The following is a 19559-nucleotide window of genomic DNA, read 5'->3' on the forward strand; positions in this document are numbered from 1 at the left end:
CTCCGGGTGACGGGCCTCGTTGCGAAGCGGATTCTCATCCGCTAGCCTGCGAGGGAACCGGATGACTATCCGCTTCACTGCTCCGGTACCCGACGATCTGCGGGAAAGAGATCCAGTGAACCTCTCACTCGAAGTCAACGGCAGCACCGAGACCCTGGAGGCCGACCCCGGCGTGACCCTGCTCGACGCGCTGCGCGAGCGCCTCGGCGTCACCGGCCCGAAGAAGGGCTGCGACCGGGGCCAGTGCGGTGCCTGCACGGTGCACGTGGGCGGCAGGCCCGTGCTCGCCTGCCTCACCCTGGCCGCCACCGTCCGCGAACCGGTCACCACCGTGGAAGGACTGTCCACATCGGACGAGCTGCACCCGGTCCAGCGCGCCTTCGTCGACCAGGACGCGCTGCAGTGCGGCTTCTGCACCTCCGGTCAGCTCATGTCGGCGGTCGCCGCGATCGAGCAGGAGGTCACCGACGTGCGCGAGTTCATGTCGGGCAACCTCTGCCGCTGCGCGGCCTACCCGAACATCGTCGCGGCGGTCGAGCAGGCGAGGCAGGCCGATGCGACCCTTTGACCTGACCGCACCCACCACGCTCGAGGCCGCCGCCGGTTCGGACGGCACCTTCCTCGCCGGGGGCACCACCCTGGTCGACCTGATGAAGCTGAACGTCCTGACCCCGCGGCGGGTGCTGGACATCAACGGCCTGCCCCTGCGCGGGATCGACGCCGGTGACGGCCTGCGGATCGGCGCGCTGGAGCGGATGAGCGACATCGCCGCGCACCCCGGCGTGTACCCGATGATCTCCCGCGCCCTGTCCCTGAGCGCGTCGCAGCAACTGCGCAACATGGCCAGCATCGGCGGGAACCTGTTGCAGCGCACGCGGTGCACCTACTTCCGCGATGTCGCCACCCCGTGCAACAAGCGGGAACCCGGCAGCGGCTGCCCGGCACTCGAAGGCGCCAACCGCATGCACGCGGTGCTGGGCACGAGCGACGCCTGCGTGGCGACGCACGCCAGTGACGTGGCGGTCGCGCTGGTCGCGCTCGACGCCGAGGTCCGGCTGACCGGCGCCGACGGGAACCGGACGGTCAAGCTGGCCGACTTCTACCGGCTGCCCGGCGACACCCCCGCCACCGAGAACGACCTGCGGCCCGGCGAACTGATCACCGAGGTGGTCGTCCCGCGCCTGGACTGGGCCGCGAACTCCACCTACGTGAAGGTGCGCGACCGGCAGTCCTACGAGTTCGCGTTGTGCTCGGCCGCCGTCGCGCTGGAGATCCGCGATTCACGCATCGTCGACGCCCGGGTGGCGGCCGGCGGGGTGGCCACCGTGCCGTGGCGCCTGCCCGCCGTCGAGGCGACCCTGCGCGGTGAGCCGGTGACGCTGGAGACCTTCGAGAAGGCCGCTTCGGTGGCTGGCGAAGGGGCGAAGCCGTTGTCCGGCAACGGGTTCAAGGTGCCGCTGCTGCGCCGGACCCTCGTCCGCGCGCTGCTCGAACTCACCGAGGGGAGCCGCTGATGCCCAGCAGGCTGGACGGACCGCAGAAGGTCACCGGCCAGGCCCGGTACGGGATGGACCACACCCCGCCGGGCACGGTGTACGGCTACCTCGTGCTCAGCACCATCGCGCACGGCGAGATCGAGGCCATGGACGTCACCACGGCGAAGGGCGCGCCCGGGGTGCTCGGCGTGTACTCCCCCTTCGACCCGCTGGACCTGCGCACCCCGACCACCCCGTTCTTCGGGGAGACGTGGGTGCCGTTGCAGAGCCGCGAGGTCACCTACTACGGCCAGCCGATCGGTTTCGTGGTCGCGGAAACCTTCGAGCAGGCCAGGGACGCGGCACTGCTCGTCCAGGTCACCTACCAGGCCCGGCCCGCGCTGACCTCGCTGGAAGACGGCCTGGCCACCGCCCAGGACGCTCCCGCGGCCATGGACGGCGCCCCGCCTTCGCTGTCGGTGCTGGCGCCGGGCGTAGAGTCCATTGAGGACGCACTCGCGGCGAGCCCGGTGGTGGTCGACGCGACCTACCGCACCGCGACGCAGAACCACGCCGCGATGGAGCCGCATTCCGCGGTCGCCTACTGGACCGCCGAAGGTCTCACGGTGCACAGCGGGAACCAGGCCAGCGATCTGCAGGCCGCGGAACTGGCCGGCGCACTGGAGTTGAAGCCGTCGGAGGTCCACGCGGTCAACCCGTTCGTCGGCGGGGCGTTCGGCGGCAAGGGCCGGACCTCCGCGCCCGCGTTCCTCGCCGCGGCCGCCGCCAGGGCGCTCGGCAGGCCGGTCAAGGCGGCGCTGACCAGGGAGCAGGTGTTCACCGCGACGGCCACCCGCGCCGCGACGGTGCAGAAGGTGACCCTCGGCGCGGACACCGACGGCACGCTGATCGCGATCCGCCACGACTCGTGGTGCAGCACGGACGCGGCCCGCTCCTTCGTCGAACCGACCTCGCACGGCACCTCGCGCGAGTGGTACGCCACGCAGAACCTCGCCATCAGCCAGAAGATGGTGCCCCTGCACGTCCCGCCGACCACCTTCATGCGCGCGCCGGGTGAGGCACCCGGCTCCTTCGCGCTGGAGAGCGCGATCGACGAATTGGCGGTCGCGTTGCGCATGGACCCGATCGAGCTGCGCCTGCGGAACAACTCCAGCGCGCCGCCCGGCAAGGACCTGCAGTGGTCGAGCAAGCACCTCGACGAGTGCTTCCGCATCGGCGCCGACCGGTTCGGCTGGGCGGACCGCTCCCCCGGCGGCCACCGCGACGGCGACTGGCTGGTGGGCCTCGGCGTGGCCACCGCGATGTTCCCCGCGCTGCGGTTCCCCGCTTCGGTCGAGGTCACCCTGCAGCAGGACGGCACGGCCGTGGTCGCGACCAGCGGCGCGGACCCGGGCACCGGCCTGCTGACCGTGCTTTCGCTGATCGGCGCGGAGTCGCTGGACATCACCCCGGAACGGATCGTGCCGCGGCTCGGTGACTCGTCGCTGCCCTCCGGTGGCCTGTCGGGTGGTTCGACCGCCACGGCCAGCGCCGGGACGGCCGTCATGGCGGCCGCGACCCAGGCGATCGACGAACTGCTCGCACTGGCCTCGGGCCCGGGCGGCCCGTTCGACGGCCAGGAGGTCACCTACGCCGACGGGCGGGTGTTCGCCGGCGACCGGACCATGCCGTTCGCCGAGGTGCTGCGGGCAGCCGGACGCTCCTCGTTGTCGGTGACGGGTTCGTCGGCTCCCGGCGAGGAGCTGACCAAGCACTCGTTCAGCTCGTTCGGCGCGCAGTTCTGCGAGGTCCGCGTGCACCGGTGGACGCGGGAGGCCAGGGTTTCGCGGATGCTCGGCGTGTTCGACGCCGGTCGCATCATCAACGAGAAGGCGGCCCGCAGCCAGATCATCGGCGGCATGATCTGGGGTGTCTCGGCGGCCCTGCACGAGGGGCTGGACATCGAAGCGAACGGCCGCCTGGCCAACGCCGACTTCGCCGGCTACCTCCTGCCGGTGAACGCCGACATCGGGGAGGTCGGCGTGCACTTCGTCGAATACCCGGACACCCTGCACAACGCCGTCGGCGCCAAGGGCCTCGGCGAGATCGGCACCGTGGGCATGGCGGCGGCCGTGGCCAACGCCATCCACAACGCCACGGGCGTCCGGGTACGTCACATCCCCATCACCATCGAGGATCTGCTCGACGATTAGTCGTTCTTCTCGCGCAGGAAGTCCAGGATCGGCACGGTCTGGCCGAGGATGGAGTGCGCGACTTCGGGCAGGAGGGTCACGGTCGCGTGCGGCGCGGTGTTCCCGATGCGGTTCGCCGTGTCACGGGAGTCGAACATCGCGTCGCGCGCGCCGATGAGCACCAGCATCGGCATGTCCAGCCGTCGCAGGGCTTCGTCACCGAAGACAGGCAGCCTTTCCGTGCGTGGCAGGAAGTGCGTGAACGTCAGCGTGAGGTATTCGGCGACTCCCGGTTCGGTCCGGGGGTCGACGCCCGCGATCGCCTTGATCGAGCGGTGCATCCCCCAGCGGCCGAACGGCTTGTACAGCAAGGCTTTGAAGAGGAAGCCGATCTTCTGCCGCCCGACTCCGCCCGGGCACAGCAGGGCGAGCCGCTCGACGCGGTCCGGTCGCCGGGTCGCGTAGTCGAGCGCCAGCCAGCCGCCGAGCGACGCGCCGACGATGGCGGTCCGCTGGACGCCGAAGTGGCCGAGGACGTCGTCCAGCCACCCCGCGTACGCCTCGGAAGCCAGCGGTGGACGCGAAGGCGCGGACAGCCCCGGCTCGCCGATCATGTCGACGGCGTGGACGCGGAAGTGCTCCGCCCAGGCCGTGACGTCCCCCAGCCACATCGCCGCGTTCGACCCGGATCCGTGGAGCAGCACCAGCGGTGGCGCGTCCTCGGGGCCGCACACGAGCACGAACGTCTCACCCTCGCGGGTCGGCACGCGGACCCGCTCGGCCGGGACGGGCCAGCTCTCGAGCATTTTCTCGTAGCGGCTCCGGATCTCGCGGCCGCCCGCTTCCGTCTTGAAGATCGACATGTCACTACCCTATCGTTCGCTATATGACCTTTGATAGGGAATTTTACGGAACGATAGAGCAGGTCGGTCCGCAGGGTTGAAGCGCCGCCGAACGGGTATTCACCCAGCGAGACCGAGGTGGTGGTGGTAGTGGTGCCAGGAGTGGTGATGCGGGGCGGTCGGGCGCACAGACGGAGCTGGATGGTGCGCTGCCGGGAGAACGGCAGCACGCTGGCCATGACGTGGACTTTGGTGTCCGTCGGCGTGGCGGTGATGTTGTGGCTGTCGGGGTTCCACGACTGGCCGGTCTACCTGACGGTGGCGCCCAGCCTGCTGGTGTCCGCGCTGCTGTGGGTCAGCGTGGCACGCGGGAAGCCATTGCCGAAGCGCAAGGACTGGCACCCGTCCCGACGCCGGGACGGGCCGAAGAAGGCCTGGTAGGAGCCGCTAGCCCACTAGCCGGCGAGCTTGCGCGCCAGCAGATACGCCTGCGGGGTCTTCTCCTGCGGCTGGGGTCGGCGCACCAACCGCGCCTCGATTTCGAAACCCGCTTCGGTCAGCAACTCCGCGACACCGTCCGGCGGCAACCGGTAGGCCTCCAGCGAGATGTCGTGACCGTAGGCCCGCGAGAGGTGGCGCGGCTCGTCGCCGACCTGGAACGCGGTCAGCAGGATCCCGCCCGGCGCCAGCACCCGCGCCAGTTCCGCCGCCACTCGCGGCAACTGCTCCGGCGGCGTGTGGATCAGCGAGTACCACGCGAGCGCGCCCGCCAGCGCGCCGTCATCCAGGTCCAGCGCGAGCAAGGAACCGACCTCGAACCGCAGTGCCGGATGCGACCGCTTCGCCACGGCGACCATGCCGGGCGAGAGGTCCACGCCGAACACGTCGAGGCCCAGCGAAGCCAGGTACCCGGTCAAGCGTCCCGGCCCGCACCCCAGATCACCGACCGGGCCCGTGGTGCCGACCATCTCGGCGAAGGTGGTCAGCATCGCCCGATCCCATGGGCTGGCGGCCAGTTCGTCGCGCAACACCTCCGCGTAGGACTCGGCGACGGTGTCGTAGGCGGCTCGCGTCCGGGTCACGTGGTCGGTCACCGGCCCACGGTAGCGCTTCGGCTCAGCTGAGGCGCCCGGCGCGCTTGAGGGTCAGCAGGGCACCCACGGTCACGTACCCACGCCATTCCAGCGCCGCCACCGGTGAGTAGCTGGCGAAGTCGACGGTCCAGCCGCCGTCCTCCTGTTGCCGCGCGGCGAGTTCGTCCAGTTCGGCCTCCAGCACGCCGGGACGCAGCAACTTGCTCGCCGGGCTGCCGGGCACCGACGCGAAGTTGAGCGCGCGCATCGTCTCGCCTTCGCTGCCGCCTTCGACCGGGACCAGCCCGGTGTCGGGGACGAACCGGCCGAGTCGGTCCAGCAACGGTGCCGCGGCTGGATAACGCTCGTAGGCGGCGTCCAGGAAGCGGACCGCGAACGACAGGGCGATCGCGTGCGGCGCCGAATCCAGCGCGTCGATCGCCGCGAAGCAGTACTCCGCGGCGCGCTCCAGCCAGGGGTGCGCGGCCACCGCGGAATCGTGCGCGGCGACCCGCAACGCGACACCCGTGGCGAAGGCGGTGCTCTGCAACGTGGACACGGTGGGGTCGGCGTCAGCCCAGAACGGCGCGACGGCACTGGGATCGGCCACCGGCAGCGCGAACGGCAGGCCGCCGTCCGGCAACGTCACCGAGTCCAGCCAGTCGCACAATTCGACCGCGCGCGGCGTGGTGACCGGCGCGATGTCCTCGAACACCTCGAAAGCGTGCAGCGCGCCACCGGGCTGGCTTTCCGGTGCACGCAAATCAGGCTCCAGCCCCCAGCCGTAACCACCGTCGTCATTGCGATAGCCGTCCAGCGCGGCGAGCACGGTGTCCGGCCCGGTCCGGCCGGACAGCAACTCGAAGCGGCGGCGGTCGAGCAGCCGGGCGTGCCCGGCGAGGAAGGATTCGGCACGGGACAGATCAACGCTCATGGGCAAAGGATGGCAGCGCACCGCGAAAGCGGTCTTGAACAGATCGGACAGCCGTGACCTTTTCGATGTTTGTCGACCCCGCGCGCGGGTATCTCGAGGAGGCGGGGCAAAGGGGCCTTTCGCTGTTTCTGTAGCTCTCCGGGTAATGAGGTGGTCGCTGTGCTGGGTGTGGATTTCGCCGAAACCGAGGTCAACGAGCTTCGCCGGTACGTGCGCATGGTGGCGGGCGCACTCGGGCAGCAGGGAGACAGCTTCTACGTGCAGGCGACCCCGCTGGCCGCCTACCTCGCGCTGGACGGGCGCCTGGCGGCCTTCCCGGACCGCGATGTCGCGTTGATCTGGGACGAGCAGCACGGCTGGGCGCTGGCACTGGAGACCGAAGGCAACGAGGACCCCGTGGTGATCTCGCGGTGCCCCGACGGAATCCGTCCCGCACCCCGTGACGTCGCCGCGTTCGCCGTGAGCCGCCTGATGGGCGTGCCGCGGCTCCCCGATCCGCAGGCGGCTGCCTGATTGTTCAGGCTTGGGGCCGTAGCACGAACAGCGACTCGAGCCCGACGAGCTTGAGGATGCGGCGCGTGTGGTCCGGCACCGCGGCCAAAACGATCTCGGCACCGGCCTCGACGGCCTGGTGCCGAGCGGCGACCAGCGCGGTGAGGCCACCCGAATCGCAGAAGGTCATCCCGCCCAGATCCAGTACGAGGGACTGCCCGGCGGTCACGTGGACGCCTTCCAGCGCCTCGCGCATCAGGGGCGCGCTGGCGAAGTCGAGGTCACCGGCGACCACGAGCACGGCACCGTCGGAGCTGGTCTTGGTGGCCACGGTCAGTGTGTTCACGAGCGGATTCCAGGATCGGTGGGAACGCCGAGGGCGAGCAGGGCCGCGTCGTCGTTGAGGCCGTCACCGAAGCTGCTCAGCAGGTCGGTGAGCGCGGCGATCAACGCGTCGGGCGAAACCGGGGCCAGCTCGCCGCCGAGTGACTGCAGGGCTTCCTCGCCGTAGAGCGCGCGGTCGCGGCCGATGCGGGCTTCGGTGAGGCCGTCGGTGTAGAGCAGCATGGTGTCCCCCGGCCGCAGCACCGTCTCGGCCGGGGTGAAAACCGGCTGGGGAAGGATCCCGACCAGCATCCCGCCCGGCGTGGCGAGGTATTCGGTGCCGCCGTCCGCGCGCATCACCAAGGCGGGCGGGTGACCGCCCGCGGCGAGCCGGACGCGCATGCCGTCGCCGTCCGGTTCCAGCGTGCCGAAGACGGCGGTGCAGAACCGGGTGTCCCCGCCGGTGTAGCGCTGGTGCAGCACGCGGTTCAGCGTGGTCAGCGCGGTGACCGGGTCGGGGTCGTGCATCGCGGCGGTGCGCAGGGTGTAGCGGGTGAGCGAGGTCACCGCGGCGGCCTCGGGTCCCTTGCCGCAGACGTCACCGAGGAAGAACGCCCACTTCTCGTCCGCCAGCGGGAACAGGTCGTAGAAATCGCCGCCGAGCTGATCGGGCGAAGCCGCGTGGTAGTAGGCGGCGGACCGCAGGTTCGGCACCTCGGGCAGGGTTTCGGGCAGCAGGCTCTTCTGCAGCACGGCCAGCGCGTGCTGCAACCGCGCGCGATCCCGCTCGGCCTGCCGGCGCGCCTCTTCGGCAACCTTCCGGCCGTGCAGGAGTTCGCGTTCGTAGGAGCGCCGCTCGCGGGCGTCGAACACCGTGGTGCGGATGAGCAGCGGCTCGCCTTCGGTGCCCCGCTTGACCACCGAGGTCACCAGCACCGGCAGTTGCGCGCGGGCCGCCGTGCGCAGTTCCAGCGCGATACCGCTGGCTTCGCCGTGCAGGTGCAGCAGCGGGGCGAAGTGCGTTTCGTGGTACAGCTTCCCGCCCACGGTGAGCAGGTCGGAGAACCGCAGCCGCCCGACGACCTCGTCGCGCTCGTACCCCAGCCAGTCCAGCAGCGTGCCGTTGATCTTCGCGATCGTGCCGTCCATCAAGGTGGACAGGTACCCGCACGGCGCGCGGTCGTAGAGCTCCTCGGCGCTGTCTTCCAGCAGCGCGGTGAACGTGGCGTTGGTACCCGCGTCGTCGTCGGGTTGCTGGGGCGGGCAGTGCCCGCGGTGGGACATCACCGGGTGCTTCCCAGGAACTCCAGGATCGCGCCGGCGGTCGCCTCCGGGGCGCTCAGCTGCGGGCAGTGGCCGACCGCGTCCAGGGTGCGCAGTTGGCTCCCCGGGATCGCGGCTTGCACGAACGCGCCCACCTCCGGTGGCGAGATCACGTCCTGCGTGCAGTCCAGGATCAGCGTCGGCACGGGCACATCGGCCAGGTCGGCGCGGGAGTCCGAGAGGAAGGTGGTACGGGCGAACACCCTGGCGATGTCCGGGTCGGTGGCGCAGAAGCTGGCCGTCAGCTCCTCCCCCAGTTCCGGCCGGCCGGGGTTGCCCATGATCACCGGGGCCATCGCCGAGGACCAGCCGAGGTAGTTGGATTCCAGCGATTCCAGCAGTTCGTCGATGTCCTCGGCGCTGAAGCCACCGCGGTAGCCCTCGTCGTCGATGTAGCGCGGCGACGGCACGAGCAGCACCAGCGACGCGAACCGCTCGCGGGCCTCCTTGACGGCCAGCACGCCGATCATCGCGCTCACCGAATGCCCCACGAAGGTCACTTCGCGCAGGTCGAGTTCCTCGCAGATCTCCAGGACGTCACGCGCGTAGCCGTCCAGCGTCGAGTACCGCTGCTCGTCCCAGGCGGACAGTTCCGAACGCCCGGAGCCCACGTAGTCGAACAGGACCACCCGGTGGCGTTCGGCCAGCGCCGGGACCACGAGACGCCACAGGTTCTGGTCGCAGCCGAACCCGTGCGCGAGCAGCACCACCGGCCCGTCGGCGGGCCCGGTGACGGTGACGTTGTTCCTCCGGCGGATGTCCATACGCGCATCCTCGCACCCCGGCCGGGCACCGTCGAACGAAGCCGTGAGCAGCGTGTCGCCGGGTTCCGCGGTGCCCCGCAACGGTTCCGCGGGGCCTTCCGACTGGCCGGTATCCGGTTTAGCGCCGGGGCTGCGGGGTATCGCCGGACCAAGGCGAGCCGTGATCCCGGGATCATGACTCGCTCAGGCCCTGGCTTGAGCAGTCCAGGCCAGGGCCGCCTCAGCAACGAGGAGACGATCGGTCATGGTCCCGGGACCATGACCGACCTGGTGTCCTTGCCCTGAGCAGTCAGAGCGGAACCCGCCGAGCGTACGTCGCGCCGAGGCACGCGCGCTACACCACGCCCGGTGATCTCACCTTGCCGTGGTACGCCACCCAGCCACCGCCGAGGCGACGTGCACGGCGGCCAGCGCGCTCGTCGATGACCTCGCCAGGCGCTTCGGAACGGTGATGGGGGTGGATCAGCAGTAGTAGAGCGAGGTGCAGCGCGTCGAGGACGAGGTGTCGCCCGAAGACGCGGAGATCGCCGCGCCCACGATCGCGAGTCCGACCGCGACCGCAGGGATGATGATCAGGACCCACATCAGGATGCGCCGGATGGAGTGCAGGACGCCGAGCTGCTCCATCGCGATCTGCCTGGCCGCGTCCGATGGGCCGCCAGCTGCCAGGATGCTTTCCTGGCTTCTCGCCACGGTGGTGGTGTTGCTCCAGACGGAAGGCGTCTGCAACCCGAGGTCGGTGAACTTCTTGGCCGTCTCAGTCATGGTTCGTCCTCGTGCCCGGCAGCGATCTTTCCGCTGCGTCAGTACCTGAGTCGTCGCGGGGTGGGCTGGTGTGACGGCGCTGGTCGGCTAAGACCGCATCTCATTTGGGGTTGTCGTGGGTGAGAAGATCCAGCTTGACCGCTCGGCGGTAGCAGATCACTGCGCAGGCCAGCTGGGTGAAACCCAGGAAATGGACGGCCTTGCGCTCGTAGCGACGGGCCAGCCGCCGGAACCGGGAAACCCACTCCAAGGTCCGCTCGACGACGTACCGATGACGTCCCAGCCGTGTGGCCGACTCGATACCCCGGCGGGCGATCCGAGCAATGATGCCCCGCCGACGCAGCACCTTCCGGCAGGTCGCATAGTCGTAGCCCTTGTCCGCGTGCAGCTTGCGCGGCCGGCGCCGAGGCCGTCCGACCGGCCCGGCGACCGGCTCGACCGCATCGACCACCGCCTCGAACGTCAGGTGGTCGTTGCGGTTGGCCGCGGAGACGACCACCGACAGCGGGATGCCACCGCGATCGCTCATCGCGTGAATCTTCGAGCCCGGCTTGCCCCGGTCGACCGGACTGGGACCGGTCAGGTCCCCCCTTTTACCGCCCTGACCTGCATGGCGTCCACCGACGCCCGAGACCAGTCGATCGCTCCGGCAGAACCGAGCAGATCCAGCATCATCTGGTGCAGCCGGGCGAACACATCCGCCTCGACCCACTCCGTAAATCGGCGATGCGCCGTCGGAGCACTCACACCGAACGAGGCCGGCACCGCTGACCAGGCACAACCGGTCTGCAGCACGTACAAGATCGCGGCCAGCACCGCACGGTCGTCCAACCGGCGCCGACCCCCGCCCTGGTGGCGTTGCGGCGCATCGGGCAACAGCGAACACGCCAGCAGCCACAACGGCTCCGGACACCACTTCTCCACATCCGTCATCGCCGATCAACACTATCGCCCGCCCGACAACCACCCCAAACGAGATGCGGTCTAAGCGTTGTGCCGGTTCGCGAGTCCGCTCACTACTCCCTGCGCGCCGAAGACGAACTCGGAGAAGCGTTCGCCGATGAGGAGGTGGGTGTCCGTGTCGGGGTGCAGGTCGTCCGGGAGCGGGTGTCGCTGGGCGTCGGCGGCGCTGTAGAGGGTTCGGCCATCGAGGTGGTGGAGGTTCGCGTCGCTGGAGCGGCTGGCGAAAACTTCCTCGAGAGCCTGCCGGACCACCTCCAGCGTGAGGCGCCCGTTCTTGACGTCGTCCGGGTCGCCGGTGGCGATGAACTTCACCGTGCCGGTACCGAAGGTGGCCGGGTCGAACGCACCCGGGCCGGGAGTGTTCTCGTGGATCGCACAGTAAAGAGGCGAGATGAGCAGGAGCGGCGTCGTGGGGTGACCGTCGCGGATGGTGTCGAGGAAACCGTGGATCGCCGGGACGAAAATCCGCAACCGCATGCCGTCGAGGTTCACCACGTTCAAGCCGAGCTTCACACTGATGAAGTCCGCATCGGTGTCACGCATGACGCGAGCCATGAACGGGTCCACGAGAGCGCTTCCGCCGAACCCCAGGTTGCGCAGCTGCACGCCGGCGCGCCGCGCTGCCACGACCGGCCAGATCCGGGTGGGGCTCGTGGCGTTCGAGCCGTGGCTCACGGAACTGCCGTGGTGCAACCACACCGGCCCCGTCGGCGGCGCGGGTCGCACGGGTTCATCGGTGTGCAGGGCGACCAGGTCGATCTGTTCGTTGTGGGGCAGCCAGATTTCGACCGTCTTCTCCCCTGCCGCCAGGTCCTCGACGAGGACGTGATCGCTCTCGCCGGGGGTGAACCTGCTCGTGCCGGTGCCCAGGTTCAGCTCGGTGAAGTCCCCCTGCGCGAGGACGTGCGAGCCGTGGAAAGCACCGTCGATGACGAAGTCGAGGGCACCGCGAGCGCGCTTGATCCCCTGATACGTCACGCGAGTGGCGTGGACCTCGAGGGAGACGCTGCGGGCAGTGGTGACGAAAGCGACCCGCACGCCCGAGGGTTGAGCCTCCATGAGCTTGAGCTGCTGATCCGCGAACCGCTCGCGGACGAGCCGCGGAAGGCGGTGCGGACGCACGCCACGGTCGACGAGTTCGAGGTTCACCGCACCGTGGACGAGTTCCGCGGTCAGGGGCGTGGTGATCATGCTGGGTCTTCCTTGAGTGGTTCTTCGCGACGGTGCCAGTGGACGAGGAGGAAGTGCAGACTGCCGGTCAGTTCCTCCCAGGACCGCTCGGTCCCGGGCGAGCTGTGGGCGAAACTGCCGACGCGTTCCAGGTTCAGGAATCCGCTGATCGCCGCGCCGACTATCCGGATGGCGTGCGTCCGGGCGTCGCCGGTGATCCCGTAGCCATGGAGGACCGCGTCGGTGGCTTGCACGACCTTCCGCGCCTCGGGGGCGTTCACCGCCTCCGCCCCAGCCCGGCGCTGCAAGGACTCCCACCGGCCGGGGTGCTCTGCCGCGTAGGTCCGATGCGCGTCGATGAACCCTGCCAACGCTTCCCGGTTTGACCGCCCGGCGATGGCTTCCCCGATCCGCGCGGAAAGCTCGCCGAGCGCCAGCACCGTGATCCCGTCCCGCAGCGCCGCGAGGTCACGGACGTGCCCGTACAAGCTGGGTGTTCGCACGCCGAAGGACCGCGCGACCTCCGCGAGGCTCACCGAATCGAACCCCGTCGCGTCCGCGATCTGCGCGCCTCGCAGGATCACCGCGTGCTGGCTGAGCTGTCCTCGCTCCATGCACCCAGCCTAACACATGTAGGACACAGCCTATTGGGAGTAGGAATTCGGTCAGCCCGTCGGGATGGGGATGGCGACGGCGTCGTACCGCATGTCCGGCGTCGGCGGGGTCGGTGGCGTGGTGAAGCGGAAACGCGCGTTGGGCAGGTACAGCCGGGAACCGAACTCGGCCACCGTCGCGGGCACGTCGAACCGGGGATCGGTCACCCGGCGCACCACGCGACCCTCGGTCCCCGCGGCGTTCAGGCGCACCACGGCCACGGTGTTGCTCCGGTTCTGCACGGCGAACAACGTCCGCCCGCGCAAAAGCAGGCCATCGCCGTCGAGCAGGGATTCGCCGTGCAGGTCCACCCGGTGGGTCACGCCGGACTCCTCGACGCGGAACAGCCCGCCGGTGTTCGACTGCACGACGAGGAAACCCCGGCCGTCCGGCGTAGCAGTGATTCCGTTGGCGTTGAATCCTTCGCCGTAGGTGAGCGCCCCGGTGAGCGGGATGCGCACCGCGGCTTCGGGCAGCCGCCCGGCGTGCAGCGGCAGCTTGTACAGCACCGGGTTCGTGGAGTCGGTGAACCAGGCGGCGTCCTCGGTGAGGATGACGTCGTTGACGAACGCCGGGCCGGTGGTCACGCGGTAGGAGGCGAGCGTTCGGCCGGTGCGGGTGTCGAGGACACGCACGTCACCGCCGGTGCCACCGGCCACGAACAGGCGCCCGTGCCGGTCGGTCTTCAGCCCCAGAGCCGGGGTTCCCGGCCCTGGGCTGAAGATTTCACCGCGTCCGCTGCGCAGGTCGGCGCGGTAGACGGAACCGTCCGCCATGGAACCGAAGTAGGCGACGGGCCGGGGCCGGTGGCGATGCCCTCGGCCTGGAACCCGTCCGGCAACCGGATCGTGGCCGGGAACGCCGCGGGAGCGGCCCCGGCGGGCGTATTCATCGTGACGATCAGTCCGAACGCGACTGCGGCGACTTTGAATCCGGTGATTCGCATGGCCCCGACTTTCCCGTGGCGCGCCGGGGCCCGTCCAATACACGTCCGTCACCCCAGCGATCGCCGATCCGGATCGATGGCGTTTTCCGCTACATGAAGTAACGCAGCCACACGTAGATCCAGGCCATCAGCGTGCTCAGCAGCGTCACCACGATGCCGTACTTGGTGAACTGCCAGAAGCTGATCCGGTGCCCGGTCCGCGCGGCGATGCCGATCGCCACCACGTTCGCGCTCGCCGCGACCGCCGTGCCGTTGCCGCCGAAGTCGGCCCCGAGCGCGAACGACCACCACAGCGCCTGCCCGGTCCGCGGGTCCGGCACCTGCGCCACCACGCCCTCGACGATCGGCGTCATCGTCGCCACGTAAGGGATGTTGTCGAAGAACGCGCCGAGCACACTGGAACCGAACAGCAGCGCGGTCGCCGCGGCGAAGTAGTTGTCGCCGAGCGCGTCGACCGCCCAGGTGCCTGCGGTCGAGATGACGCCGGTGTGCGTCAGGCCGGCCACCATCACGAACAGGCCCATGAAGAACACCAGCGTGGGCCATTCGACCTCACGCAGCACGTCACCGACGTCGGCGCGCGAGACCAGCACCATCACCCCGGCGCCGACCAGCGCCACGATCGACGGTTCGACGTGCACCACCGCGTGCAGCGCGAACCCGGCGACCACCCCGGCCAGCACCACCAGGCAGCGCACCAGCAGCTTCGGGTCGGTGATGGCCCGGCGTTCCTGCAGCGCCATCACCTCGGCCACCTGCTCGGGGTGGTACTCGAAGGACCGCCGGAACAGCACCTTGGTCAGCAGCACGAACACCAGGAAGACGACCACCACGATCGGCGCCATGTGCACCAGGAAGTCGTTGAAGCTCAGTCCGGCGCGGCTGCCGATGATGATGTTGGGCGGGTCGCCGATCAGGGTGGCCGCGCCGCCGATGTTCGACGCGAGGATCTCGGCGATCAGGTACGGCTGGGCGGCGATGCGCAGCCGGTTGCAGACCACCACGGTGACCGGCGCGACCAGCATGATCGTGGTGACGTTGTCCAGGAAGGGCGAGGCGACCGCGGTGATGCCCATCAGCATCACCATCAGCCGGTACGGCCTGCCCTTGGACCGCTTCGCCGCCCAGATGCCCAGGTAGTCGAACAGGCCGGTCTGCTTGATCACCCCGACGATGACCATCATGCCGAGCAGCAGGAAGACGACGTTCCAGTCGATGCCCTCGTGCTCGGAGTAGAACACCCCGGAGCCGGGGATCAGCCCGAGCACGGCCATCGCGCCCGAGGCGGTGAGCACCACCGCGACCTTGTCGAGCTTCTCGGTGGCGATGAAGAAGTAGGCGATGCCGAAGATCGCCAGCGCGAGGACGGGACCCAAGATCAGTCCCCGAATCCGGCCAGCGCGAGGCTGGTCAGCAGGCGGTCCAGGGTGATCGCGCCGGACAGCGTGCCGTCGCGGCCGATCACCGCCAGCAGCGGGCTGTGCAGGCGGGCCATCAGCGCCGCGGCCTCCAGCAGCGTGGCGTTCTCCGGCACCGTGACCAGCTTGACCGGCTGGCGCGGCAGGCAGTCGCCGACGGTGAGGTCGCCCAGTTCCTGCCAGAACCGGTCGGCGTGGTCCTCGTCCACGGCCCTGGCCAGCGCCGGGTCCTCCTGGTAGCTGCCCGGCACGGCCAGCCGCAGCACCTGGGTGCCGGGGAGCACGATGCGCGGGCGCCCGTGGTTGTCGACGACCACCAGTCCGGGCAGGCGCGCGACCGCCATCACCCGGACCGCCTTCGCCACGGGATCGGTCACGGTGACCGTCGGCACGTGCACAGCGATGTCCTTGACCTGCATGCCCTGAGTTTTGGCTGGTCAGGGCTTCGGCAACATCGGGTCGAACACCCATTCAGGGCAAACCGGACACCACCGGCCCCCACCCGAATGGGTGTTGACTCCCATGGACAGCGGGCTCACGGCGGGTGAGGGTGAGGGGATGATCGACCGCAGTGTGACTGCCGAGGGATCTGCCGGAAGAGCACTGCGTCCCACGCAAGCGTTGTTCCGGCGGCTGCTGCTGATCAACGGGCTGCTGTTCTCCGCGGCCACGCTCGTGCTCGCCTTCTCCCCCGCCACGGTGTCCGCCCCGGTGCAGATCACCGAGATCCCGGTGCTGGTGATCGGCCTGCTGCTGATCCTCGCGGCGAACGCGGTGCTGGTGCGGGGCAGCCTCGCCCCGCTGGACGCGCTGGCCACGTTGATGCAGCGGGTGGACCTGCTGCGCGCGAGCGACCGGCTCACCGAACGCGATCACGGCGACGTGACGCACCTGGTGCACACCTTCAACACCATGCTCGACCGGCTGGAGGCCGAGCGCAGCGAGAGCAGCGCGCACGCGCTCGCCGCGCAGGAAGCCGAACGCCAGCGCATCGCCCGTGAGCTGCACGACGAGATCGGGCAGAGCCTGACCGTGGTGCTGCTCGGCCTCAAGCGGACGGTCGACCGCGCGCCCGCCGAGCTGCGGGAGGAGCTGCACGCCATGCAAGAAACCGTGCGGGACAGCCTCGACGAAGTCCGGCAGGTCGCCCGCCGGCTGCGGCCAGGGGTGCTGGCCGATCTCGGCCTGCAAAGCGCCCTGCACGCGCTGAGCAGCGAGTTCGGCGAGCTGCGGGTGAACCGGTGGGTGGACCACGACCTGCCGGAGCTGAGCCCGGACGTCGAGCTGGTGCTGTACCGGATCGCCCAGGAGAGCCTGACCAACGTGGCCAGGCACGCCGGGGCGGCCGAAGTGGACCTTTCACTGACCGTCCGCCGCGGCCAGCTGACGCTGCGGGTGACCGACAACGGCACGGGCGGCATCGAACACGAAGGAGCGGGGATCCGCGGGATGCGGGAGCGGGCTTTGCTGATCGGCGCGAAACTCACCGTGACGTCCACAGTGGACGGCACCGACGTCTGCCTGCGGGTGCCCCGGTGAGCACGCGCATCCTGCTGGCCGACGACCACGCGCTGGTGCGGCGCGGGCTCCGGCTCATCCTCGACGCCGAACCCGACCTGACCGTGGTCGCCGAGGCGGCCGACGGCGCCGAGGCGATCGAAGCCGCCGTCGCCGACGAAGTCGACCTGGCCATCCTCGACATCGCGATGCCGCGCATGACCGGTATCCAGGCCGCGCGCGAGATCTCGCGCCGGGCGCCGGGGATCCGCATCCTGATGCTGTCGATGTACGACAACGAGCGGTACTTCTTCGAGGCGCTCAAGGCGGGCGCCTCCGGGTACGTGCTCAAGTCGGTGGCCGACCAGGACCTGATGGAGGCCTGCCGCGCGGCCATGCGCGGGGAACCCTTCCTGTACCAGGGCGCGGTCACCGCGCTGGTGCGCGACTACCTGCGCCGTGACCGCCAGGGCGACCGGCTGCCCGACAGCATCCTCACCCCGCGCGAAGAGGAGATCGTCAAGCTGATCGCCGAAGGCCATTCCGCCCGTGAGATCGCCGGGACGCTGGTGATCAGCGTCAAGACGGTGGACCGCCACCGCGCGAACATCCTGCAGAAGCTGGGCATGCGGGACCGGGTCGCGCTGACCCGGTACGCCATCCGCGCGGGGCTGGTGGAGCTGTGAGCGAACGGTTCACGGCCGCCCCCCGGCGCTACCGGCCGGAACTGCAGGGGCTGCGGGCGATCGCCGTGGTGCTGGTGGTCGTCTACCACGTCTGGTTCGGCCGGATCTCCGGCGGCGTGGACGTGTTCTTCCTGATCTCGGGCTTCCTGCTGACCGGGCAGCTGGTGCGGGCGCGCGAACGCGGGCGGATCGGCTTCGCGGCGTTCTGGGGCAAGGTGGCCAAACGCCTGCTCCCGGCCGCGTTGACCGTGTTGCTCGCGGTGATCGCCGCTTCGGTGCTGCTGTTGCCGGAGCACCGCTGGTTCCAGACCATCCGCGAGGTCTTCGCCTCCGCAGTGTTCCTGGAGAACTGGCGCCTGGCGGCGGATTCGGCCGACTACTTCACCCAGCACGACCAGTCGAGCGTGGTGCAGCACTTCTGGTCGCTGTCCATCCAGGGCCAGTTCTACCTGCTGTGGCCGCTGCTGATCGCGCTGGTCGCCCGGCGTTTCCTGACCGGCACGCTGATCGCGGTGTTCGCGGGTTCGCTGGCGTTCTCGGTGGTGCTCACCGCGATCGACCAGCCGCTGGCGTACTTCCACTCGCTCACCCGGGTGTGGGAGTTCGCCCTCGGCGGCCTGCTCGCGTTGTTCATCGACAAGGTCCCGTTGCCCGCGCTGGTACGGGTGCTGCTGGGCTGGCTGGGCATCGCCGGGCTGATCTCGTGCGGCCTGGTGCTCACCGTCGGCGAACAGTTCCCGGGCTACGCGGCGCTCTGGCCACTGCTGTCGGCGATGGCCGTGCTGCTGGCCGGGGCGAGCGGCAGCCCCTTCGGCGCCGACCGAATCCTGAGCGCGCGGCCGATGCGCTACCTCGGCGACCTCAGCTACTCGCTCTACCTGTGGCACTGGCCGATCCTGGTGTTCTACCTGATCGCGCGGGAACGCACGGAGATCGGGCTGGTCGGCGGCGCCGGGATCATCGGGCTGTCCGTGGCGCTCGCCGTGCTGACCCACCACTTCATCGAGGACCCGGCCCGGCAGGTGCGGGTGCGCGCCCACCGGTTCGCCGCGATCGCCCTGGTGCCGGTGCTGCTGGCCGCCGGGGGCTGGCAGGTGGCGGCCCGCTGGAAGGCCGACGCGTACGCGCTGGCGGCCGGTTCCCCCGACCACCCCGGCGCACGCGCGCTCACGCCCGGCTTCGAGTACTGGGGCGCGCCCGACCCGCCGCTCGTCCCCGCTTTCCTGTCCCTGCCGGAGGAATACGCGGACACCGGCGACTGCACGGTCGCCGAGCGGCACGCGGAGCTGTCGATCTGCACGACCGGCGCCGGGGACCCGCCGTCGAAGCGGATCGTGGTCGCCGGCGACTCCCACGCCCAGCAGTTCATCGCCGCACTGCGGCCGGTGGCGGAACGGAAGAACTGGCAGCTCATCTCAATGTTGCGAGGTGGCTGCCCGTTCTCCACCGACTCCGACAGCGTGCCGGGCGACCAGCCGTGCATCGACTGGAACGCCGCGGTGGCCGACGAGATCGTGGCCATCGCCCCGGACGCGGTGTTCACCATCGGCACGCGCGACGCCAGGGTCGGCATGGTGGAGCACACCCCGCCCGGGTATGTCTCGCAGTGGCGGAAGGTCGCCGCCGCGGGCATCCCGGTGCTGGCCGCCCGCGACAACCCGCGGTACGACTTCGCGCCGTCAGCCTGCGTGGATGCCAACGGCCCCAAGGCACCGGAGTGCAGCACGCCGCGAGCCGACCTGTTCGCGCCGGAACCGCCGTACCTCGGCATCGACGTGCCGCCGGAGGTCTCGTTCCTCGACTTCAGCGACTACTTCTGCGAGCGCGACCTGTGCCCGCCGGTGATCGGCAACGTCCTACTCTACCTGGACGACAACCACGTGACCTCGACCTACATGACCACCATGGCGCCGATGGTGGAGGAAGCGGTGGAGACCGCGCTGGGCTGGCGCACCGAGGACGCCCCCTCCTGACGACCACGCGCTCAGTGGCCAGAGCGAAACGGTTGAATGCTATGAGTGGGGCATTACTTGCGTTCATT

Annotated in this window: 21 protein-coding genes; 8 read left to right on the forward strand and 13 right to left on the reverse strand. The window is 69.9% G+C overall.

Annotated elements, in window-relative coordinates; all coding sequences use genetic code 11:
- The first annotated feature begins 115 nt into the window (after window positions 1-115).
- Genes JOM49_RS34095 through JOM49_RS34105 form a run of 3 tightly spaced genes read left to right on the forward strand, consistent with a single transcriptional unit; the run spans window position 116 to window position 3688 of the window.
- Window positions 116-568 (forward strand): (2Fe-2S)-binding protein, encoded by a 453-nt coding sequence (locus JOM49_RS34095; protein ID WP_209668263.1) that lies wholly within the window; start codon window positions 116-118, stop codon window positions 566-568.
- Window positions 555-1514: an FAD binding domain-containing protein gene (locus JOM49_RS34100; protein WP_209668264.1), complete on the forward strand. Its 960-nt coding sequence runs from the start codon at window positions 555-557 to the stop codon at window positions 1512-1514. The genes JOM49_RS34095 and JOM49_RS34100 overlap by 14 nt, the downstream gene beginning before the upstream one ends.
- A complete protein-coding gene (locus JOM49_RS34105; RefSeq protein ID WP_209668266.1) occupies window positions 1514-3688 on the forward strand; it encodes a xanthine dehydrogenase family protein molybdopterin-binding subunit in 2175 nt (724 codons plus the stop codon). Before JOM49_RS34100 ends, JOM49_RS34105 begins: the two co-directional genes overlap by 1 nt.
- Here JOM49_RS34105 and JOM49_RS34110 read toward each other — a convergent pair.
- Complete coding sequence (locus JOM49_RS34110) at window positions 3685-4530, reverse strand: alpha/beta fold hydrolase (RefSeq protein WP_209668267.1); 846 nt, start codon at window positions 4528-4530, stop codon at window positions 3685-3687. The two genes, JOM49_RS34105 and JOM49_RS34110, sit on opposite strands and share 4 nt — an antisense overlap.
- Before the next feature lie 180 nt (window positions 4531-4710).
- On the opposite strand from JOM49_RS34110, the gene JOM49_RS34115 reads away from it, so the two are divergent.
- Window positions 4711-4950 carry a hypothetical protein gene (locus JOM49_RS34115; RefSeq protein ID WP_209668268.1) on the forward strand — a complete coding sequence of 80 codons (240 nt, stop codon included), beginning with the start codon at window positions 4711-4713 and terminating at the stop codon, window positions 4948-4950.
- Between the two features lie 14 nt (window positions 4951-4964).
- Here JOM49_RS34115 and JOM49_RS34120 read toward each other — a convergent pair whose 3' ends face one another.
- The gene (locus JOM49_RS34120) at window positions 4965-5603 is read right to left on the reverse strand and encodes a class I SAM-dependent DNA methyltransferase (RefSeq protein ID WP_209668269.1); all 639 of its coding nucleotides are present in this window, start codon (window positions 5601-5603) and stop codon (window positions 4965-4967) included.
- A gap of 22 nt (window positions 5604-5625) precedes the next feature.
- Window positions 5626-6516: a hypothetical protein gene (locus JOM49_RS34125; protein ID WP_209668270.1), complete on the reverse strand. Its 891-nt coding sequence runs from the start codon at window positions 6514-6516 to the stop codon at window positions 5626-5628.
- A 159-nt stretch (window positions 6517-6675) separates the two neighbouring features.
- Here JOM49_RS34125 and JOM49_RS34130 point away from each other — a divergent pair, with 159 nt between their 5' ends.
- Window positions 6676-7029 carry a DUF6292 family protein gene (locus JOM49_RS34130; protein WP_209668271.1) on the forward strand — a complete coding sequence of 118 codons (354 nt, stop codon included), beginning with the start codon at window positions 6676-6678 and terminating at the stop codon, window positions 7027-7029.
- Window positions 7030-7033: 4 nt separating this feature from the next.
- Here the strand turns inward: JOM49_RS34130 and JOM49_RS34135 are convergent, their stop codons facing one another.
- The 10 genes from JOM49_RS34135 to JOM49_RS34180 form a co-directional block, all read right to left on the reverse strand.
- The gene (locus JOM49_RS34135; RefSeq protein ID WP_209668272.1) at window positions 7034-7354 is read right to left on the reverse strand and encodes an STAS domain-containing protein; all 321 of its coding nucleotides are present in this window, start codon (window positions 7352-7354) and stop codon (window positions 7034-7036) included.
- Window positions 7351-8616 carry a PP2C family protein-serine/threonine phosphatase gene (locus JOM49_RS34140; RefSeq protein ID WP_209668273.1) on the reverse strand — a complete coding sequence of 422 codons (1266 nt, stop codon included), beginning with the start codon at window positions 8614-8616 and terminating at the stop codon, window positions 7351-7353. The genes JOM49_RS34135 and JOM49_RS34140 overlap by 4 nt, the downstream gene beginning before the upstream one ends.
- On the reverse strand, window positions 8616-9419 hold the full coding sequence (locus JOM49_RS34145; RefSeq protein ID WP_209668274.1) for an alpha/beta fold hydrolase: 804 nt from the start codon (window positions 9417-9419) through the stop codon (window positions 8616-8618). The genes JOM49_RS34140 and JOM49_RS34145 overlap by 1 nt, the downstream gene beginning before the upstream one ends.
- Before the next feature lie 462 nt (window positions 9420-9881).
- A complete protein-coding gene (locus JOM49_RS34150) occupies window positions 9882-10184 on the reverse strand; it encodes a hypothetical protein (protein ID WP_209668275.1) in 303 nt (100 codons plus the stop codon).
- Between the two features lie 100 nt (window positions 10185-10284).
- A protein-coding gene (locus tag JOM49_RS34155; RefSeq protein ID WP_245369318.1) for an IS5 family transposase occupies window positions 10285-11117 on the reverse strand; the annotation gives its coding sequence in 2 pieces (ribosomal slippage) (window positions 10285-10781 and window positions 10781-11117; 834 coding nt in all).
- A gap of 51 nt (window positions 11118-11168) precedes the next feature.
- Complete coding sequence (locus tag JOM49_RS34160; protein ID WP_209668276.1) at window positions 11169-12338, reverse strand: SGNH/GDSL hydrolase family protein; 1170 nt, start codon at window positions 12336-12338, stop codon at window positions 11169-11171.
- Window positions 12335-12931, reverse strand: coding sequence for a TetR/AcrR family transcriptional regulator (locus JOM49_RS34165; RefSeq protein WP_209668278.1), 597 nt, complete (start codon window positions 12929-12931; stop codon window positions 12335-12337). Before JOM49_RS34165 ends, JOM49_RS34160 begins: the two co-directional genes overlap by 4 nt.
- Window positions 12932-12982: 51 nt before the next feature.
- Entirely contained in the window at window positions 12983-13747 is a 765-nt protein-coding gene (locus JOM49_RS34170; protein WP_245369565.1) for an NHL repeat-containing protein, read from the reverse strand.
- Between the two features lie 259 nt (window positions 13748-14006).
- The gene (locus JOM49_RS34175; RefSeq protein ID WP_209668279.1) at window positions 14007-15293 is read right to left on the reverse strand and encodes an ArsB/NhaD family transporter; all 1287 of its coding nucleotides are present in this window, start codon (window positions 15291-15293) and stop codon (window positions 14007-14009) included.
- A gap of 2 nt (window positions 15294-15295) precedes the next feature.
- A complete protein-coding gene (locus JOM49_RS34180) occupies window positions 15296-15754 on the reverse strand; it encodes a CBS domain-containing protein (protein WP_209668280.1) in 459 nt (152 codons plus the stop codon).
- 139 nt (window positions 15755-15893) lie between these two features.
- Here JOM49_RS34180 and JOM49_RS34185 point away from each other — a divergent pair, with 139 nt between their 5' ends.
- Genes JOM49_RS34185 through JOM49_RS34195 form a run of 3 tightly spaced genes read left to right on the forward strand, consistent with a single transcriptional unit; the run spans window position 15894 to window position 19491 of the window.
- Window positions 15894-16874 carry a HAMP domain-containing sensor histidine kinase gene (locus tag JOM49_RS34185; protein WP_209668282.1) on the forward strand — a complete coding sequence of 327 codons (981 nt, stop codon included), beginning with the start codon at window positions 15894-15896 and terminating at the stop codon, window positions 16872-16874.
- Entirely contained in the window at window positions 16871-17518 is a 648-nt protein-coding gene (locus JOM49_RS34190) for a response regulator (protein ID WP_282770296.1), read from the forward strand. Before JOM49_RS34185 ends, JOM49_RS34190 begins: the two co-directional genes overlap by 4 nt.
- Window positions 17515-19491, forward strand: coding sequence for an acyltransferase family protein (locus JOM49_RS34195; protein ID WP_209668283.1), 1977 nt, complete (start codon window positions 17515-17517; stop codon window positions 19489-19491). The genes JOM49_RS34190 and JOM49_RS34195 overlap by 4 nt, the downstream gene beginning before the upstream one ends.
- Window positions 19492-19559 lie beyond the last annotated feature (68 nt).

The sequence above is a fragment of the Amycolatopsis magusensis genome, from assembly GCF_017875555.1.
GTDB lineage: Bacteria > Actinomycetota > Actinomycetes > Mycobacteriales > Pseudonocardiaceae > Amycolatopsis > Amycolatopsis magusensis.

Bases quoted from the DNA above. Each gene is read 5' to 3' on its own strand.
- JOM49_RS34100 (WP_209668264.1), top strand. From the start codon at position 555: ATGCGACCCTTTGACCTGACCGCACCCACCACGCTCGAGGCCGCCGCC.
- JOM49_RS34105 (WP_209668266.1), top strand. From the start codon at position 1,514: ATGCCCAGCAGGCTGGACGGACCGCAGAAGGTCACCGGCCAGGCCCGG.
- JOM49_RS34110 (WP_209668267.1), bottom strand. From the start codon at position 4,530: ATGTCGATCTTCAAGACGGAAGCGGGCGGCCGCGAGATCCGGAGCCGC.
- JOM49_RS34115 (WP_209668268.1), top strand. From the start codon at position 4,711: ATGGTGCGCTGCCGGGAGAACGGCAGCACGCTGGCCATGACGTGGACT.
- JOM49_RS34125 (WP_209668270.1), bottom strand. From the start codon at position 6,516: ATGAGCGTTGATCTGTCCCGTGCCGAATCCTTCCTCGCCGGGCACGCC.
- JOM49_RS34140 (WP_209668273.1), bottom strand. From the start codon at position 8,616: ATGTCCCACCGCGGGCACTGCCCGCCCCAGCAACCCGACGACGACGCG.
- JOM49_RS34145 (WP_209668274.1), bottom strand. From the start codon at position 9,419: ATGGACATCCGCCGGAGGAACAACGTCACCGTCACCGGGCCCGCCGAC.
- JOM49_RS34150 (WP_209668275.1), bottom strand. From the start codon at position 10,184: ATGACTGAGACGGCCAAGAAGTTCACCGACCTCGGGTTGCAGACGCCT.
- JOM49_RS34160 (WP_209668276.1), bottom strand. From the start codon at position 12,338: ATGATCACCACGCCCCTGACCGCGGAACTCGTCCACGGTGCGGTGAAC.
- JOM49_RS34165 (WP_209668278.1), bottom strand. From the start codon at position 12,931: ATGGAGCGAGGACAGCTCAGCCAGCACGCGGTGATCCTGCGAGGCGCG.
- JOM49_RS34170 (WP_245369565.1), bottom strand. From the start codon at position 13,747: ATGGCGGACGGTTCCGTCTACCGCGCCGACCTGCGCAGCGGACGCGGT.
- JOM49_RS34180 (WP_209668280.1), bottom strand. From the start codon at position 15,754: ATGCAGGTCAAGGACATCGCTGTGCACGTGCCGACGGTCACCGTGACC.
- JOM49_RS34185 (WP_209668282.1), top strand. From the start codon at position 15,894: ATGATCGACCGCAGTGTGACTGCCGAGGGATCTGCCGGAAGAGCACTG.